Annotated in this window: 17 protein-coding genes; 10 read left to right on the forward strand and 7 right to left on the reverse strand. The window is 68.0% G+C overall.

Annotation, left to right across the window (positions count from 1 at the left end):
* Window positions 1-117 precede the first annotated feature (117 nt).
* On the reverse strand, window positions 118-888 hold the full coding sequence (locus FHR20_RS18665) for a FadR/GntR family transcriptional regulator (RefSeq protein WP_167301111.1): 771 nt from the start codon (window positions 886-888) through the stop codon (window positions 118-120).
* Window positions 889-976: 88 nt separating this feature from the next.
* Between FHR20_RS18665 and manD the strand changes: the two genes are divergently transcribed.
* Window positions 977-2,188: a D-mannonate dehydratase ManD gene (gene manD, locus FHR20_RS18670; protein WP_167301112.1), complete on the forward strand. Its 1,212-nt coding sequence runs from the start codon at window positions 977-979 to the stop codon at window positions 2,186-2,188.
* A gap of 199 nt (window positions 2,189-2,387) precedes the next feature.
* Here manD and FHR20_RS18675 read toward each other — a convergent pair whose 3' ends face one another.
* From FHR20_RS18675 to FHR20_RS18690, 4 genes are all read right to left on the reverse strand, one after another.
* Window positions 2,388-4,142, reverse strand: coding sequence for a hypothetical protein (locus FHR20_RS18675; RefSeq protein ID WP_167301113.1), 1,755 nt, complete (start codon window positions 4,140-4,142; stop codon window positions 2,388-2,390).
* 160 nt (window positions 4,143-4,302) lie between these two features.
* On the reverse strand, window positions 4,303-4,476 hold the full coding sequence (locus FHR20_RS18680) for a YegP family protein (RefSeq protein ID WP_167301114.1): 174 nt from the start codon (window positions 4,474-4,476) through the stop codon (window positions 4,303-4,305).
* 34 nt (window positions 4,477-4,510) lie between these two features.
* Entirely contained in the window at window positions 4,511-5,590 is a 1,080-nt protein-coding gene (locus FHR20_RS18685) for an NAD(P)/FAD-dependent oxidoreductase (protein WP_167301115.1), read from the reverse strand.
* Window positions 5,590-6,534, reverse strand: coding sequence for an alpha/beta fold hydrolase (locus FHR20_RS18690; protein WP_167301116.1), 945 nt, complete (start codon window positions 6,532-6,534; stop codon window positions 5,590-5,592). The genes FHR20_RS18685 and FHR20_RS18690 overlap by 1 nt, the downstream gene beginning before the upstream one ends.
* Before the next feature lie 49 nt (window positions 6,535-6,583).
* Here FHR20_RS18690 and FHR20_RS18695 point away from each other — a divergent pair, with 49 nt between their 5' ends.
* From FHR20_RS18695 to FHR20_RS18735, 9 genes are all read left to right on the forward strand, one after another.
* Window positions 6,584-7,057 carry an A24 family peptidase gene (locus tag FHR20_RS18695; RefSeq protein WP_167301117.1) on the forward strand — a complete coding sequence of 158 codons (474 nt, stop codon included), beginning with the start codon at window positions 6,584-6,586 and terminating at the stop codon, window positions 7,055-7,057.
* Window positions 7,058-7,118: 61 nt separating this feature from the next.
* Complete coding sequence (cpaB, locus tag FHR20_RS18700; RefSeq protein WP_167301118.1) at window positions 7,119-8,150, forward strand: Flp pilus assembly protein CpaB; 1,032 nt, start codon at window positions 7,119-7,121, stop codon at window positions 8,148-8,150.
* A 1-nt stretch (window position 8,151) separates the two neighbouring features.
* Complete coding sequence (locus tag FHR20_RS18705; RefSeq protein WP_167301119.1) at window positions 8,152-9,876, forward strand: type II and III secretion system protein family protein; 1,725 nt, start codon at window positions 8,152-8,154, stop codon at window positions 9,874-9,876.
* A gap of 28 nt (window positions 9,877-9,904) precedes the next feature.
* Window positions 9,905-10,528 (forward strand): CpaD family pilus assembly protein, encoded by a 624-nt coding sequence (locus FHR20_RS18710; RefSeq protein WP_341786481.1) that lies wholly within the window; start codon window positions 9,905-9,907, stop codon window positions 10,526-10,528.
* Window positions 10,525-11,817, forward strand: a complete 1,293-nt coding sequence (locus tag FHR20_RS18715) for a pilus assembly protein CpaE (RefSeq protein WP_167301121.1) — start codon at window positions 10,525-10,527, stop codon at window positions 11,815-11,817. Before FHR20_RS18710 ends, FHR20_RS18715 begins: the two co-directional genes overlap by 4 nt.
* Before the next feature lie 51 nt (window positions 11,818-11,868).
* Window positions 11,869-12,849: a type II secretion system F family protein gene (locus FHR20_RS18720; RefSeq protein WP_167301122.1), complete on the forward strand. Its 981-nt coding sequence runs from the start codon at window positions 11,869-11,871 to the stop codon at window positions 12,847-12,849.
* A 4-nt stretch (window positions 12,850-12,853) separates the two neighbouring features.
* Window positions 12,854-13,858 (forward strand): type II secretion system F family protein, encoded by a 1,005-nt coding sequence (locus FHR20_RS18725; protein ID WP_167301123.1) that lies wholly within the window; start codon window positions 12,854-12,856, stop codon window positions 13,856-13,858.
* A gap of 66 nt (window positions 13,859-13,924) precedes the next feature.
* Entirely contained in the window at window positions 13,925-14,455 is a 531-nt protein-coding gene (locus tag FHR20_RS18730; RefSeq protein ID WP_167301124.1) for a hypothetical protein, read from the forward strand.
* Between the two features lie 11 nt (window positions 14,456-14,466).
* Window positions 14,467-14,976, forward strand: coding sequence for a hypothetical protein (locus FHR20_RS18735; protein WP_167301125.1), 510 nt, complete (start codon window positions 14,467-14,469; stop codon window positions 14,974-14,976).
* Between the two features lie 61 nt (window positions 14,977-15,037).
* On the opposite strand, the gene FHR20_RS18740 is transcribed toward FHR20_RS18735, so the two are convergent.
* Entirely contained in the window at window positions 15,038-15,550 is a 513-nt protein-coding gene (locus tag FHR20_RS18740) for a chorismate--pyruvate lyase family protein (RefSeq protein WP_167301126.1), read from the reverse strand.
* Window positions 15,547-18,210: a pyruvate, phosphate dikinase gene (gene ppdK, locus FHR20_RS18745; RefSeq protein ID WP_167301127.1), complete on the reverse strand. Its 2,664-nt coding sequence runs from the start codon at window positions 18,208-18,210 to the stop codon at window positions 15,547-15,549. Before ppdK ends, FHR20_RS18740 begins: the two co-directional genes overlap by 4 nt.
* Window positions 18,211-18,229: the final 19 nt, after the last annotated feature.

Raw genomic sequence — 18,229 nt, forward strand, 5'->3', positions numbered from 1 at the left:
TGCCCGCACCGGCGGGGAATCCGGGGCAAGGGAGCGGCCCTCCGCACTCCGAACCCCGCCTGCGCGGGGATGGCGCGAAAGGACGGCGATGACGAGAAGGGGCCGAAGGCGCGAACCTCAGGCCGATCCGATCCTGAGCCGCTGGGCCACGCTGTTCCGGCGCGCGTCGATCTCGCTGCGGGCGCGCTCCATCGCTTCGAGCTCGGTGGCCTCGAGCAGGTCGTCGACCACGCCGCGCAAGTGGCGGCGCATCGCATTGCGCGCGGCATGCGGATCGCGTGCCTTGAGCGAATCGAGGATCGGGCGATGCTCCTCCACGCGCGGCGTGATGCCGCCGCGCTTGGCGCGCGCGAACATGTTGGCGGCCAGCGGCGACTTGGTGCGCAGTTCCCACAGATACTCGACCACGCTGCGGATCGCGGCGTTGCCGGTGGCATTGGCGATGGCGAGGTGGAAACGGTGATCGGCATCCATCACGGCGGGCTCGTCCGAATCGTCCGCCCCCATGTCGTGCAATATGGCTTCGAGTTCCTCGATCTGTTCGTCGGTGATCGAGACCGCTGCAAGCGCCACCGCCTCGCCTTCGAACAGGATGCGCGCTTCGGTCAGGTCGAAGGCGCCGACGTCGAAATTGAGCGCATCGGCACGCTCGCCGCTGCCATGGTCGCGGCGCGTGACATAGAGGCCCGAGCCGTGCCGCGCTTCGATCCAGCCCTTCATCTCGAGCGCGATCATCGCTTCGCGGATCGTCGGCCGGCTGACCTTATACTCTTCGGCCAGGTCGCGCTCGCCGGGCAGCCGGCTGCCGGGCGACCATCGGCCGGCCTCGATCGCCTCGGTGATCGAAGCGGCCACCCGCTGATAGAGCTTGTTGCCGGTAATCTTCATCGCACCCTCATTGTTACACTACCTCGTAGGTTGACACGATAGGTCATACAAGTGGATATTGGCCTGACCACTTCCAGGGGGTTTCGTTTTGCCACGTATCACTGCCGCCCGCGTCATCGTGACGCGCCCCGGCCGCAACTTCGTCACGCTGAAGATCGAGACCGACGAGGGCGTCTACGGCCTTGGCGATGCGACGCTGAACGGGCGCGAACTGGCAGTGGCGAGCTACCTCGCGGACCATGTGATTCCGTGCCTTGTCGGCCGAGATGCCCATAGCATCGAAGACATCTGGCAGTATCTCTACAAGGGCGCCTATTGGCGGCGCGGCCCGGTGACGATGACCGCGATCGCGGCGGTCGACATGGCCTTGTGGGACATCAAGGGCAAGCTGGCGGGCATGCCCGTCTACCAGCTGCTGGGCGGCGCCGCCCGCGAAGGATGCATGGTCTATGGCCATGCCAATGGTAGCGATATCGCGGAGACGATCGAGCGCGCGCAGGAATATCTGGAGCAAGGCTATCGCGCCGTGCGCCTCCAGTCCGGCGTGCCGGGCATGGCGACGACCTATGGCGTGTCGGGCGAGCGCTTCTATTACGAGCCAGCCAAGGGATCGCTGCCCGAGGAATCGCAGTGGAGCACGGCGAAGTACATGCGCTTCGTGCCCGAGCTGTTCCAGAGGGCGCGCGACGCGCTGGGCTGGGACATCCATCTGCTGCACGACGTCCACCACCGCCTCACGCCGATCGAGGCCGGGCGGCTCGGCAAGGACCTGGAGCCCTATCGCCTGTTCTGGCTGGAGGACGCGACGCCCGCCGAGAACCAGGCGGCCTTCCGGCTGATCCGCCAGCACACCACCACGCCGCTGGCGGTGGGCGAGATCTTCAATTCGATCTGGGACGCCAAGCAGCTGATCGAGGAGCAGCTGATCGACTATATCCGCGCGACCGTGGTGCATGCCGGCGGCATCACCCATCTGCGGCGGGTGGCGGCGCTCGCCGATCTCTATCAGGTGCGCACCGGCTGCCATGGCGCGACCGACCTGTCGCCGGTGTGCATGGCGGCGGCGCTGCATTTCGGCCTGTCGATCCCCAATTTCGGCATCCAGGAATATATGCGCCATTCGGAAGAGACGGACGCGGTCTTCCCCCATGCCTACCGCTTCGAACGGGGCCTGATGCATCCGGGCGACAAGCCGGGCCTTGGCGTGGACATCGACGAGGTCCTCGCCGCGAAATACGAGTATAAGCGCGCCTATCTGCCAGTGAACCGGCTCGAGGACGGGACGATGTTCAACTGGTGAGCCGCTGCAGGCCCGCCGGGATCGCCTCGCGGCGCGGAAGGGTACGAAGTTGACGCCATGGGGGGCGGGTTTCGCCCTCCCGTGACGGTGCCCCTGGCTGGCCGGGGCGCGGGAGAAGGCGAGCGGCTGCCGCATCCGGCCCGCCAGGCATGCCCAGGGCGCGGCGCCCCATCCCGCTGGACGAGGCGCCGCGCCTTGCTCAGGCCCCTTCCGGACGGGACTTCGATCCGATCCTGGCCTGCGCCTCGGCCACGCGCGCAAAGGGTGCCATGTGGCGCTCCGAATGCTCGAGGTCCTGCTGCCAGGCGCGAGTGATCGTCAGTGTCGCTTCACCGGCCGCGCGCCTGACGAGATCGCCCGGATCCTCCGCCAGGCCGCGCGTCGCTGCGATCCGGCCGGTCTCGGCGAGCTGGTGCTGCGCCTCCGGCATGTCGGCATAGACTTGCTTGACCAGCTCGCCGAGCACCACGGCGTCGATGAACTCTTCCGGCGGGCAAGTGAGGCAAGGCCACGGACCCGGCCTGGGGATCGGATCCAGCTCGATCGCGACCAGGCGCAACGCGTCGCGATTGAAATGCCAGACCCAGCACGGGCCGAGCGCGCGGCCGAGCAGAGTCTGCGCGGCAAGGCCGAGCGACACGGAATCGGCGAGCGGATGATATTCCTGCTGCCCGAAATAGCCGAACTGCTGGAGCTTGAGATAGCCGAGCGTCATCGCGTTGCGCCAGGCCGGCGAAGCCAGCCAGATGCCGACATTGACGAAATAGCGCATGACCTTCTCGAACGGCACCTTGTCCGGCGCCGCCTGCATGCCCACCAGGTTGATGTCGAGCCAATGGTGCCAGGTCGAATCGACGACGACACGGCCGAGGTCGATCTGCTGCCCGTCATAGACGGAAACGAGCGGAATCGTGCGGAAGTCCTGCTTGCCCTTGGCCAGCTTGAGCGGCGGGCTGGCCAGCGTGTTGCCGCGCGCGATCACCTTGGGCAGCGGGCGCTTGCCGTTGACGGTGGGATAATGTTTCCCCGAATAGCCGCCGAACGCATATTCGGCATTGGCCTGGTTCTCGAGCCAGCTCTGCTCGGTCGGCTCGTAGCACGAGCCTTCGTGCGGATGGTCGGGGAAGACGTCGATCGGGCCATGGCTGGGGTGGCAGAAGATCGGGTGCGGCGCCTGGCGCTTGAACAGCCATCCCCCCGAACTGTACTCGGGCACCCAATGCACCGGCTGGGGCGTGGCGTCGCTCTGATTGTCGAAGAGGATCGTCGCCTGACCGGCAGCTTCCTGCGGCGTGGCGGGCTGGTTCGTATCAAAGCGGGTCGGGAGTTCCACCGTGGTGGTGCCCTGCGCGACCGTCCACCGCCGCATCGTGTTCACGCGCGGGATGCGCGAGCACATCGAGGCGCCGAGCGTGTGATGATCGCCCGTGGCGAACAGCCCGCCCTGCCGCTCGTTCATCCAGCGCGTCAGCGCCGCCAGCTCGGCATCGCTGGTGGGGTTGTACTTCGCCATCGCGAAGACCGAATCGATCGACGGGTTGAGGCTGTTGGGGTCGTTGTCCGGCCCGTTTCCGGGCTGCAGGCCGAAGCACCAGACCTGGTCATAGCGGTTCAGCACCGGGTCGCCGGGGCCGCCCTGATCGAAGCGGAAGCCGGTATATTTGAACTCGGCGGGTCCGGGCGAATCGCTGGTCGCGGCCACGCCATTGCGCGTCGCGAGCGTGACCGAGAAGGACGCGAAGCCGGCCGAGAAGCTGCGCAGATGCGCGATCGCCATACTGAGACCGAACAGGTTGGCGTCGCCCAGATCGGTCGGATCGGCAGCGGGCGTGATCCGGATGCCGCCATCGACGACGATCAGGATTCGCGTCCTCCGGAACCACAGCTTGATGTGGCTCTCGAGGAACGCCGCGTCGACAATGCGGTTTTCGAGAAGCTTGTCTATTTCGAACATGGCGCATCTTTCTCTGAAAGAGTGGATGCGACGCCGTTTTCTTTTGCGAAGAATTGGCGCGAATAACCATATATACTTCAGACGAGCCTATCCGCGCGCCCATGGCATTATCATGCCATGGAACGCCCTCTCAACGCGATCTATGTCTGAATCGGATAGATCAGCCTTCTTCGACCGGCGCGCCCGGGCCGTTCTTCAGGATCGATTCGATCGCGTTCTTCGCGCTCGCCTTGCTGGAATAGCCTTCGGTCCAGAAGATAATTTCGCTGTTATACTTGAACTTCGCGACATACTCGCCAGCCTTGTTCTGCTCGATCACGAACTTGTGTGCCATTGGCTTTCTCCCGAACTAGAACGGCTAACCCAGGTTAGCTGCCGAAACGTGCAGGCGAATAGGGGTCCGGGTCAATAGCCGCGACCGCGGGATCGGGTGCGCCGCCGAGCAGCAGCGCCGAAGCGAGCCTGGCGGCGGCCGGCGCGGTCTGGATGCCGAAGCCGCCCTGGCCGGCGCACCAGAAGAATCCCGGCACATCCATGTCGAAGCCATAGACCGGCAGGCGATCGGGCGCGAAGGTCCTGAGGCCGGCCCATTTGTGCTCGAGCCTGTCCACCCGCCAGTCGACGACATGCTCGAACCGGTCGATCGCCGTGGCCACGTCGATATCCTCCGGCTGCGCATCGCAGGGCGGCGTCGCGATCTCGTCGTGCGGGCTCAGCCAGATCCGCCCGCCCGCCTCCGGCTTCCAGTAGAAGCTGCCGCCGATATGCGCGACCATCGGGCTGCCGGGTGCAGGCGCCGGATCGGTCTTCAGCTGCATGATCGTGCGGCGATAGGGCCGAATGCCGAGCGGCCGCGCACCGGCCATCTCCGCCACCGGATCGGCCCAGGCGCCGGCGGCATTGACGAGAATGGCAGCCTCGAAGGCGCCGGCCCGGGTCTCGAGCTTCCATGCGCCGCCCTCGCGCCGCGCGGAAAGGAGCCCGGCATGCGTCCGCAATTCCGCCCCCGCCCGCTTCGCCGCGGCGAGCATGTCGCCGTGCAGGCCGCCGACATCGATATATTCGCAGCTCGGCTCGAGCACGCCGAGCGTCCATTCGGGGCGCAGGCCCGGGATCATCGCCCGCGGATCGACCGGGCGCAGCGCCACCCCCGTGCCCTCGAACTCGGCGAGGAACGCCGCGATCGCCCCGGCCTCGTCCGCCCTGCCGATATGGACGGAGCCCATCGGCTCCAGATACTTTCCGAGCATCGGGCCCGATGCAGTGGTGAGCGGCTGGACGGCGGGCCCGCCATAGCTTTCGGACCAGAAGGCGGCCGAACGGCCCGTGGCATGATAGCCGGCGCGCTCCTCGGCCTCGAGCAGCAGCACGCGCGCATGGGGCGCGAGTTCGGCCGCGAGGCTGGCACCGGCGATGCCGGCACCCACGATCGCTATGTCATGGGCCATCAGCGCCGCTGGGCGCGGGCGGCGAGGAAGAGGTCGATCTCGCCGATCGCGCGGTTGCGGACCCGGTCTTCCTCGCGCAGGATCTCGTGCGCGCTTTCCTTGCCGAAGCTGACGATGCGGGCGTCGGGGAGCTTCGGCACGATCCGGAGCGCCGCCTTCGCATCGACGAGCCCATCCGCCTTGGCGACGAGGGCGAGCACCGGCACCGGCATTTTCCGAAGCTTCGGATTGCCCGCCAGCTCGCGCATCGACTTGAATGCCTGGATCAGCCAGCGCCAACTCGGCGGGCCGGTCACGATCGCGGGATCGTGCTGCTGCCACCAGATCTCGTCGGCATAGCGATCCGGATCATGGGTGAGCAGGTTGGCGCGGGTCTCGGTGGTGTAGGGCTTCTCGTTGCTCTTCCAGGCCGGCCGGGTGCTGTCCCCCACGCCGCCCAGGATGCGCGCGGCCCGCTCGGCAAAGGGGCCCAGCGCGCTCTTCACGCCCAGCATCGGCGCGACAATCACCGCGGCATCGGGGCGGATCGCCCCTTCGACCAGCCCGCGCAGCACCAGGTGGCCGCCCATCGAATGGCCCATCACCACATGCGGGCCGGGCGTCGCCGCCTCCCAGTCCGCATAAAAGGCGCGCAGGTCGGCGATGAAGCTGTCGAAGCTGTCGATATCGCCGCAATTGGCCGCGGCGGTGAGCCGGCCCGAGCCGCCTTGGCCCCGCCAGTCGAACGACGTGATCGCCCAGCCCTGGTCGTGCCAATGGTGGAAGGCCTCGAGATACTTCTCGAAGATGTCGCCCCGGCCGCCCTGGAACAGGATCGATCCGCGCGGCGTGGCGGCCTCGGCGGGCCAGGCGAAGGCGCGCAGCTGCCAGCCATCGGGAGCCGTCCAATGATGGACCTTGGCCCCGGCGGGGATGGTGCGGCGGATATCCGGGTTTTCACGCATGGGGCTTGGTTACGTTTTGATAAGCCGTCCCGTCTAGGACTTTGGCGACATGGGGGATGTGTACGTCACTTTGCTGCTCGTAGCACTTGCGCTGCTGCTCGTCTCGGCGGGCATCCAGGATGCGCGCACACGCGAGATCGCCAACTGGAAGAATGCCGCCATCGCATTGCTGGCGCCGCTCTGGTGGTGGGCGAACGGACTGGCGCTGTGGCCGGACGTGGCGATGCAAGCCGGCGTTGCCGCGCTCGTCTTCGCCTTCTTCCTCGGCGCGTTCGCGCTGGGGCAGATGGGCGGCGGCGACGTGAAGATGATCGGAGCGCTCGCGCTGTGGCTGCCGGTGCAGCCGCTGGTGTGGATGCTCGTGCTCATGTCGCTGATCGGCGGCGGCCTCACGCTCCTCATGGTGATCGAGAAGCGGTTGCGCCGCGACGCGGAGGGGCCGCTGGAGATCCCCTATGGCGTCGCCATCGCGATCGCCGCGCTGCTGGTTCTTCGCGAACCGATTTTTAACCAGTTCGGGTGAATAATTAACGCTGGCGCAACCACATACGCCGGCGCTTTTGAGAAGGCTTGGGAATAGCGAAATGGATGCACGCAAGCTGATCCTGCTCGTCGGCGCGCTCGTCGTGGCGGCCATCACCGCGTTCATGGCGCGCAACCTGATGAGCGGCGCGCCCGCGCCCCAGGCCGGCGCCGTGCCCGCGGCCGTCCAGCCGCAGAACACCACCGAAGTGCTCGTCGCCAAGCGCGAGCTGCCGGTGGGCACCATCCTGGATGCCCAGTCGCTCGAATTCCGCCCCTGGCCCAAGGAACTGGTCGAGGGCGCCTATTACGTGCGCAGCGAATCGGACCCGGCCAAGCTGGTCGGCACCGTGGTGCGCTTCCCAATTCCCGCCGGCCAGCCGGTGACCCAGGGCGCGCTGGTGAAGCCCGGCGACCGCGGCTTCCTGGCGGCCGCGCTCGGCGCCGGCATGCGCGCGGTGACCGTGCCCGTCTCGACCCAGAGCGCGGTTGCGGGCTTCGTCTTCCCGGGCGACCGCATCGACCTGATCCTCACCCAGTCGGTGAGCGGCGGCGGCGACGGTCCGGCGCTCAAGGCGTCCGAGACGGTGTTGCGCAACCTGCGCGTGCTCGCCACCGACCAGAAGACCGACAAGCAGACCGACGACAAGGGCAACACGATCGTCAACACCTATTCGACCGTCACGGTCGAGGCGACGCCCAAGATCGCCGAGAAGATCGCGGTGGCGCAGACCATCGGCACGCTCTCGCTCTCGCTGCGCTCGATCGCCGACAATCAGGGCGAGCTCGAGGACGCGATCGCGAACGGCGACGTCGAGGTGCCGAGCGACCCGAAGAAGGAAAAGGAAATGATCGCCAAGGTGGCGCGCACACCGCAGGACGGCGCGACCACCTTCGCCACCGGCGCCGACGTGTCGCGCTTCCAGCGCAGCACCGTGCCGACCAAGCCGCACGACATGGGCACGGCCGGCGCGCCCGGCGCTACGCCCGCGCCCGGCCAAAGCTTTCCCGGCGCCGCGACTCCGCGCGGCCCGGTCGTGACCGTCGTTCGCGGCAATGCCGAGACCGCCGTTGCTCTGGGGGGCAAGAACTGAAATGACTCGCAAGCTTCTCCTGAAGCGCTCGCTCGCCGCGATCGTGTCGACCGCGCTGGTCGGCACGCCGGCGACCGGCTTCGCCCAGACCGCCAAGTCAAAGCGGCCCCACCCGGCACGCACCAATGCGCCGGCCCGCACCAATGTGGGCGTCGCCAACCTGCCGCCGGGCACGCAGCGGCCGAGCGGCGAGATCCTGCTCTCGACCGGCCAGGGCGAGCTGATCACCCTTCCCGCCACCGTCGCCAACGTCTGGACTTCCAATCCGTCCGTCGCCGACATCTATGTGAACAATCCGCGCCAGATCCATCTGTTCGGCAAGGAGTTCGGCGAGGCGACGGTGTTCGCGACCAGCGCCTCGGGCGCGGTGGTCTTCTCCACCAATGTCCGCGTGGCGCAGAACATCACTTCGATCGACCGCATGGTGAAGGTGGCGATGCCCGATGCGGACGTCCAGGTAACCACGGTCGGCCAGATCGCGGTGCTCAACGGCACGGTGAAATCGCCGCAGGACAGCGAACAGGCGCAGCGCCTGGTAACCGGGCTGCTCAACCCTGGCGTCAACGTCAACGACCCCAATGCGCAGGTCAAGATCGCGGTGATCAACCGCCTGCGGACCGCTACACCGCTGCAGGTGCAGCTGCAGGTGAAGTTCGCCGAAGTGAGCCGCAGCTTCGTCAAGAACATTGGCGTTAATTTCAGCACTAAGGACTCGACCGGGGGCTTCCAGTTCGGCCTGGCCCAGGGCCGCAGCCCGGGCTCGTTCTCGGCGGCGGACCTCGCCAAATATCCGACCGCGACGATGACGCAGAACGGCGTCACCATCACCGGCGCCTATGATCCCTCCACGGGCAGGTTCGTCAATCCGCGCGCCAGCGGCCTGGCCGACATCACCCGCGGCTCCGACAACGCCACCATGGGCCTGGCGGGCAAGCTGTTCGGCCTCGACGTGCTTTCCGCCATCGATCTCGGCGAGACGATCGGCCAGGTGACCACGCTCGCCAATCCGAACCTCACCGCGCTTTCGGGCGAGACGGCGAACTTCCTCGCCGGCGGCGAGATCCCGATCCCGGTCGCGCAGGGCCTGGGCACCACCACGGTGGAATACAAGCAGTACGGCATCAGCCTGGCCTTCACGCCGACGGTGCTGGCCGATGGCCGCATCTCGCTGCGCGTACGCCCCGAAGTGTCGCAGCTGACTTCGGCCGGCGCGGTGCAGCTGAACGGCGTCACCATCCCCGCGCTCAGCACGCGCCGCAGCGAGACCACGGTCGAGCTCGGCTCGGGCGAAAGCATGGTGGTGGGCGGACTGCTGCAGAATTCGCAGAACAATTCGATCACCAAGACACCGGGCCTGGGCGACGTGCCGATCCTGGGCGCGCTGTTCCGCTCCAACGCCTTCCAGCGCCAGGAGACCGAGCTGGTGATCGTGATCACCCCCTATCTGGTGAAGCCGGTCAACGCCAATCAGATCGTCCTGCCGACCGACGGCTACAAGGCGCCGAACGATTTCGACCGCGTCTTCATGGGCGCGCTCTCCAGCCGCGACAAGAATGGCGAGCGCCCCAAGCCGAGCATGGCGCCGGCGGACGGCCAGCCTTCAGTGGGCGCCTATTCGCCTGCCCCGGCCGGCCAGGCGACCGCGCCCGCCCAGATGGCGCCCGCCCCGCAACCCAACCGCAAGCAGAAGAAGGGCGGCTCCGCGGCCCCCGGCTTCGGCTTCTGACCCGATGCGACTGACGAGGAGATCGCCCGTGCTTCCGCGCTTCACTCCCCTGCTCGTCCCGGCGCTGCTGCTCGCCGGCTGCGGCACCTATAATGGCGGCGTGGAATCGGTCCATCAGCCGATCGTCCAGCGCAGCGACTATGTGCTCGACCTGCAGACGACCGGCTATTCGCTGGCGCCGGGCGAAAGCCAGCGCCTGGCCGGCTGGATGTCGGCGATGAGCCTGCGCTATGGCGATCGCGTCGCGATCGACGACGGCGCCGCCGGCACCACCGGCCGCCCGGAAATCGCCGCCGAGGCCGGCCGCTACGGCCTGATCCTCGCCGATCGCGCGCCCGTTACCACCGGCCAGATCGCGCCGGGCACCATCCGGGTGGTCGTTACCCGGATGACCGCCAATGTGCCGGGCTGCCCCGACAATTCGCGCCCCGCGGAATATACGTTCGAGGCGAGCACCAGCTCCAACTATGGCTGTGCGAGCAACAGCAATCTCGCCGCGATGATCGCAGATCCGGCCGATCTCGTCCGCGGCGCCGCGGGGTCGCCCACGGCCGATCCGATCACCGCATCCAAGGCCATCGGCGCACTGCGCGCGGCGGTGCCTTCGGGCAGCGGCGGCAAGGTCGACGCCGGTTCGGGGAGCCCCAAGTGAACGCGCCTTTCAATCCCGCCCGCACCGGGCATCGCGATCCGTTCGTTGCGTTCGTCTGCGACGAGACGACGGCGGAGATCCTGCGCCCGATCGCCGTCGAGCTCGGCTGGTCGCCGGAGAAGGTCAACAAGGGCGGCCTGCGCAACGCGGTCCAGACCCTGTCGGTCTCGGCGAGCCCGAACATCCTGTTCGTCGACCTCTCCGAGAGCGGCGATCCGCTCAACGACATCAACGCACTCGCCGAAGTCTGCGAGCCTGGCACGATCGTGATCGCGTCGGGCCAGGTGAACGACGTGCGCCTGTATCGCGACCTCGTCGCGAGCGGCATCCACGACTATCTGCTCAAGCCGCTGAATCCGGATGCGCTGCGCGACGCCTTCGCCCAGGCGCAGACCGCGCTCAACGCACCCAAGCTGGCCGAGACCGGCACCGATCGGCCGCATTGCGCAGTCGCGGTGATCGGCACGCGCGGCGGCGCCGGCGCTTCCACGCTCGCCACCTCGCTTGCCTGGCTGATGGGCGAGCGCCTGGGCCGCAGCACGGCGTTGCTCGACCTGGACGTGCATTTCGGCACCGGCGCGCTCGCGCTCGACCTCGAGCCCGGCCGCGGCCTGACCGACGCGATCGAGAATCCAAGCCGCATCGACGGGCTGTTCATCGAGCGCGCGATGGTCCGCGCTTCGGACCGCCTCGCGGTGCTCAGCGCCGAAGCGCCGATCCACTCGCCGATCATGACCGACGGCGCGGCCTTCTATCAGCTGCAGGAAGAGATCCGCACCGCATTCGAGTGCACGATCGTCGACCTGCCGCGCTCGATGCTGGTCAACCATCCGCACCTGATCACCGATGTGCAGGTGGCCGTGCTGGCGACCGAGCTGACCCTGGCTTCCGCGCGCGATGCGATCCGCATCCTGAGCTGGTTCAAGTCGAACGCGCCGCAGACTCAGGTGATCGTGGTCGCCAACAAGATCCAGCAGGCGGCGGTGCTCGAGATCAGCCGCAAGGACTTCGAGGGCTCGATCGAGCGCAAGATCGATTTCATGCTGCCCTTCGATGCCAAGCTCGCCTCGCAATCGGCCAAGCTGGGCAAGCCGCTCGCCGAAGTGGGCAAGGGCAACAAGGGCATCGCCCCGCTCGCCGACCTCGCCCAGCGCATCGCCGGCATCGCCGATTCGGGCGCGGACGAAGCTGGTCCGAGCAAGGCGAAGGGCAAGGGCGACAAGCCCAGGGGCGGCGGCTCGCTGCTCGACAAGTTCAAGGCGAAGATGCCGGCAAAGGCAAAGAAGTAACCATTGCGCGGCTAGTCTGCGCAAGGGTTACGCAAGCGGAGTTGGTGCGGCGTGGACATGCTGCCGGTATTGATGCTCGCTGGAGGCACCTTCGTGGTGCTCGCGCTGATGGTGCTCGCCTTTTCGGGGCCCTCGGCCGAGCGGGCGGGCGCGCGCCGCGTCAAGTCGATGCGCGAACGCCATGTGGTGAGCGCCGTCGGCGCCAATGCGATGGAAGCGCAGATGCGCCGCGTCGCCGCCGCCCGCGCCACGCGGATGGACGTCACTGCCGCGCGCTTCCTGCCCAATCCGGCGCTGCTCCAGAAGCGGCTCAGCATGACGGGGAAGCCCTGGACGCTCGGCCAGTACATGATGGTCAGCGCCGGGCTCACGCTGGTGCCCGCCGTGTTGATCATGCTCCAGGGCCTGCCGATCCTGCTGGGGCTGGGCGTCGGCCTGGTCCTGGGCGTCGGCCTGCCGCATTTCGTGGTCGGCTTCTTCATCAAGCGCCGCGTCGCCCGGTTCACCGCCAAGTTCCCCGATGCGATCGAACTGCTGGTGCGCGGCCTGCGCTCGGGCCTGCCGATCACCGAGACGATCGGCGTGGTCGGCCAGGAAGTCGACGGCCCGGTCGGCGAGGAATTCCGCGCGGTGAGCGACAAGATGAAGATCGGCAAGTCGCTCGACACCGCGCTGCAGGAAACCGCGGACCGGCTCGGCACGCCCGAATTCCAGTTCTTCACCATCACCATCCAGATCCAGCGCGAAACCGGCGGCAACCTGGCCGAGACGCTGGCCAACCTGGCCGACGTGCTGCGCAAGCGCGCGCAGATGAAGCTGAAGATCAAGGCGATGTCGTCGGAATCCAAGGCATCGGCGCTGATCGTCGGCGCGCTGCCCTTCATCGTCTTCGCGCTCGTCTGGTTCATCAACAACAACTACATGGCCAATTTCTTCGCGGACCAGCGCCTGATGATCGCCGGCGGCGGCGGCCTGCTCTGGATGGGCATCGGCGCCTTCATCATGGCCAAGATGGTCAATTTCGAGATCTAGCGGCATGAACCCTCCTCCCTCCGGACCCACGCTGCTCGGCGTCGACGTCATCTGGGTGGCGACGATCCTGTCGGCCGTCGCCGCCTTCGCGGTGCTGCTGGCGATCTATGCCGCCACCACGGTGCGCGATCCGATGGCGAAGCGCGTGAAGTCGCTCAACGAGCGCCGCGAGCAGCTGAAGGCGGGCATCACCGCCTCCACGTCGAAGCGCCGCGCTAAGCTGGTCCAGAAGAACGAGACCACCGACCGCATCCGCTCGCTGCTCTCCTCGATGAAGGTGCTGCAGGACAGCCAGGTCAAGCAGGCGCAGACCAAGCTGCTCCAGGCGGGCATCCGCCGCAAGGAATTCGCGGTGGCGGTGATCTTCGGCCGGCTGGTGCTGCCGATCGTGATCGGCGGGCCGGTGCTCTACCTCGTCTACGGCACGAGCATGTTCGCCGACTGGAGCCCGATCAAGGCCTATGGCCTGGTCGCCGGCAGCTTCATCCTCGCCTACAAGTTCCCGGATCTCTATCTCAAGAACAAGATCCAGAAGCGCAGCGCGGCGATCCGCAAGGGCCTGCCCGACGCGCTCGACCTGCTGGTGATCTGTGCCGAAGCGGGACTCACCGTCGACGCCGCCTTCCACCGCGTCGCCAAGGAGCTGGGCAAGGCCTATCCCGAGCTGGGCGAGGAATTCCAGCTCACCGCGATCGAGCTGGGCTTCCTCACCGATCGCCGCCAGGCCTTCGAGAATCTGGCGGAGCGCATCGACCTCGATTCGATCCGCGGCGTGGTCACCACCATGATCCAGACCGAGAAATACGGCACGCCGCTCGCCTCGGCGCTGCGCGTGCTCTCGGCCGAATTCCGCAACGAACGCATGATGCGCGCCGAGGAAAAGGCCGCGCGCCTGCCCGCGATCATGACCGTGCCGCTGATCCTGTTCATCCTGCCGGTGCTGTTCGTCGTGATCCTGGGGCCCGCGGCCTGCTCGATCAACGATGCGCTGATCTCGAAGGGCCCCTAACCTTTCCGGTGGCGCGGCCTTCCCGGGCGGGATAGCTTCCCGCCAGACTAAGGGGAGGTCGACTCGATGCATGATTTGCCGTTCCAGACGATCACGCAGGTCGCGGGCTTGGGCCTTACGCTGATCGCCGGCTGGTTCCTGGGGCTCGCCAGCCATGGCGGCGGCCGCAAATGGCGCGAACGACTCGAGGAAGCGGAAACCGAGAATGCCGGCTATCGCGACCGGGCCGAGAGCGACCTGCGCGATGCCGCCCGCCGCATCCGCGATCTCGAGGCCGAGAATGCCCGGCTGAAGGCCGCCCCGCCCGCTCCCGTTCCCGCTCCGGCCCCCGCCGCCGAGCCCGAGGGCCATTCGACCGCCACCATGGCCGCGGCGGCAGCCGTTGGCGCGGTCGCCGGAGCCGCCGTCACCCATGCGGCGGAGGCACATGCCGAACCCGCGCCGGAGCCTGTGCATGCCGAGGCCGCTCCCGTGGAAACGGCGCATGTCGAAGCCGCGCCCGCCGAGCCGGCGCCGGTGGCCCCCGCGCCCGCCGAGCCGGTGCATGACGTGCCGGCGGCAGAGGCCGAGCCCTCGCATCCCGAGCACGCGCACTAGGATCGCGGACGATGGCGCTTCCGTTCGAGACCGCGACTCAGTTCGCCGCGCTGGGGCTGACTCTGGTCGGCGGCTGGTTCATCGGCCTTGCCAGCCGCTCCGGCGGCGCGAAGTGGCGCGAGCGCTACCAGGACGAGGAACTCGAACATGCCCGCTATCGCGACGAGGCAGAGGAGCGCATCCGCGCGCTCCAGGCCGAGTTGGCGACGATACGCAGGCAGGCGCCGGTGCCCGCTCCCGTGGTGGAGGATGCGCCCGGTGCCGGCTGGCGCGGCTGGTTCGGCTGGGGCCGGGACAATCTCGCGCGGATCAAGGGCATCGACGAAGCGCGCGAGAAGCGGCTCAACGAGCTGGGCATCAAGACCTATCGCGAGATCGAGAAGATGGCGCCCGATGACGAGGCCGCGCTGGAACAGCGGCTGGAAGTGGCGCCCGGCACGATCGCCGGGCAGGGCTGGCGCGAGCAGGCCGCCCTGTTGCGCGCCGGCAACGAGCGCGAGCATGCGGAGAAGTTCGGCTAGGCCGTGGTCTCATATTCGTTTCCGTAATTCCCGCCTGCGCGGGGATGACGGGCCCGGGGCGTCAGGGCTTGCGCACCGGCAGCCCGATCAGCTCCGGCGTGTAGTTCTCCACCACTTCGGCGAGCGGCCGGCCGTCGCCGCCGATCACCAGCGCGCGCTGGCGCAGGACATAGGGCGCGACCATGGCGTCCTCGCCTTGCGTCGCGATGCCGAGCGTGCGCCGGCTGGGGGCGAGCGGGCGGATTACGGCCCCGAACGGAGTATCGCCGGCCAGCGCCGCGTTCATCTCGGGCGTGAGCCGCGCGGGCACATACCAGTTCTCGGCGATGGACAGCGACAGGCCGCCGCATTTGAGCACGACGCTGCGATAAGTCACCGGCTCGGCCGGACCGACCGCAAGATGCGCGCGCTGCTCGGGCGTGGGCGGCTTCCGCCCGGCCCGATCCACCACGGCGCGGATCGGCTCGCCACAGCGGCGCTGCAGCACCGCGGTCGCGCTGCGTGCCGAGCGCAGTTCCTGGCGGAGCGATTCCGCCGGATCCGCCTGGACCAGCAGCAGCGCGAGCGGGATCACCCCTTGCGCAGCGCCGCCTGCGCCGCCGCCAGCCGGGCGATCGGCACGCGATAGGGCGAGGCCGAGACGTAATCGAGCCGGGTCTCCTCGCAGAACGCGATGCTGGCCGGATCGCCGCCATGCTCGCCGCAGATGCCCAGCTTGATGTCCGGGCGAGTCGCGCGGCCGCGCTCGGCGGCGATCGCGATCAGCTCGCCCACGCCCTCGACATCGAGGCTCACGAACGGATCCTTGGCGTAGATGCCCTTCTCCACATAAGTGGTGAGGAACTTGGCCGCATCGTCGCGCGAGACGCCGAGCGTGGTCTGGGTCAGGTCGTTGGTGCCGAAGGAGAAGAAGGCGCCGACTTCCGCGATCTCGCCCGCGCGCAGCGCCGCGCGCGGCAGCTCGATCATCGTGCCGACCAGATAGTCGATCGTGCGTTCCTGCTCGGCGAACACGTCGCGCGCGGCCTTGTCGACCACATTCTTCATCAGCTCCAGCTCGCGCCTCGTGGCGACCAGCGGGATCATCACCTCCGGGATCGGCGCCTCGCCGCTATTCTCGGCGACGATGCACGCCGCCTCGAAGATCGCGCGCGCCTGCATCTCGTAGATCTCGGGATAGGTCACGCCCAGGCGGCAGCCGCGATGGCCAAGCATCGGGTTGAACTCGTGCAGCTCGGCCGCGCGGCGCTTGAGCGTCTCGACATCGAGGCCGGCCGCCGCCGCCACTTCGGCGAACTCGGCTTCCTCGTGCGGCAGGAACTCGTGGAGCGGCGGATCGAGCAGGCGGATCGTGCAGGGCAGCCCCGCCATCACTTCGAAGATCTCGACGAAATCGCTGCGCTGCTCGGGCAGCAGCTTGTCGAGCGCGGCGCGGCGCCCCGCCTCGTCGGCGGCGAGGATCATCTCGCGCACCGCAGTGATGCGCGACTGTTCGAAGAACATGTGCTCGGTGCGGCACAGGCCGATGCCCTCGGCGCCGAAATCGCGCGCGGTGCGGCAATCGAGCGGCGTCTCGGCATTGGTGCGCACCTTCAGCCGGCGCTTGGCATCGGCCCAGACCATCAGCGTGCCGAAATCGCCGGCCAGCTCGGGCTGTACGGTGGACACAGCGCCCAGCATCACTTCGCCGGTCGCGCCGTCGATGGTGACGAGATCGCCCTCGCGCACCTCGCGGGTGCCGACGCGGAACAGCTTCTCGCGCGCGTTGATCGCCAGCGTGCCAGCGCCGGAGACGCAGGGGCGGCCCATGCCGCGCGCCACCACCGCCGCGTGGCTGGTCATGCCGCCCCGCGCCGTGAGGATGCCGCGCGCCGCGTGCATGCCGTGAATATCCTCGGGGCTGGTCTCGACGCGGACGAGGATCACCGCCTCGTTCGCTGCCGCCCATTTCTCGGCGGTATCGGCGTCGAACACGACCTTGCCCGAAGCCGCGCCCGGCGAGGCGGGCAGGCCCTTGGTGAGCACGTCGCGCGGCGCCGCCGGATCGAGCGTCGGGTGGAGCAGCTGGTCGAGCGCCGCCGGATCGACGCGCAGGATCGCCTCCTCCTGCGTGATCAGCCCCTCGCTCGCCATGTCGACCGCGATCTTGAGCGCCGCCTTGGCGGTGCGCTTGCCCGAGCGGGTCTGGAGCATCCACAGCTTGCCGCGCTCGACGGTGAACTCGATGTCCTGCATGTCGCGATAATGCTTCTCGAGCGTCTCGAAGACGGCCGCGAGCTGCGCATAGACTTCGGGCATCGCCTCTTCCATCGAGGCGGGCCGGGCGCCGGCCTTTTCGCGGGCGGCCCGGGTCAGATATTGCGGGGTGCGGATGCCGGCGACGACGTCCTCGCCCTGGGCATTGATCAGGAACTCGCCATAATAGGCGTTCTCGCCGGTCGACGGATCGCGGGTGAAGGCCACGCCCGTCGCAGAGGTGTCGCCCATGTTGCCGAACACCATCGCCTGGACGTTGACTGCCGTGCCCCAGTCGCCCGGGATGTCGTTCAGCCGGCGATAGACCTTGGCGCGCTCGGATTGCCACGAGCCGAACACCGCGCCGATCGCGCCCCAGAGCTGGTCGTGCACGTCCTGCGGGAAGGGCTTGCCCCACAGCTCCTGCACCAGCGCCTTGTACGCGGCGACCAGCGCCTGCCAGTCCCCGGCCGAAAGCTCGGTGTCGAGATTATAGCCGCGATCCTCCTTGGCGATCTCCAGCGCTTCCTCGAAGCGGCCATGATCGAGCCCGAGCACCACGTCGGAATACATCTGGATGAAGCGGCGATAGCTGTCCCAGGCGAAACGCGCATCGCCGCTGGTGGCGGCCAGGCCCTCGACCGTGGCATCGTTGAGGCCGAGGTTCAGCACCGTGTCCATCATGCCCGGCATCGACACGCGCGCGCCGGAACGGACCGAGACGAGCAGCGGATCGGATGCGTCGCCGAACTTCTTGCCGGTGACGCCCTCGATATGGGCGATGCCGTTCGCGACTTCGGCCTTCACGCTTTCCGGAAAGGCCTCGCCCTGGTCGTAATAGACCGCGCACATCGGCGTGCTGATCGTGAAGCCGGGAGGCACCGGCAGGCCGATCGAGGCCATGCCGTCGAGATTGGCGCCCTTGCCGCCGAGCAGGTTCTTGTCACCCTTGCCCCCGTCCGACACATTCCCGCCGAAGCGGTACACATATTGCGTCATGCAAAGCCCTTCGTTCGTT

The organism is Sphingomonas leidyi, from assembly GCF_011761945.1.
GTDB lineage: Bacteria > Pseudomonadota > Alphaproteobacteria > Sphingomonadales > Sphingomonadaceae > Sphingomonas > Sphingomonas leidyi.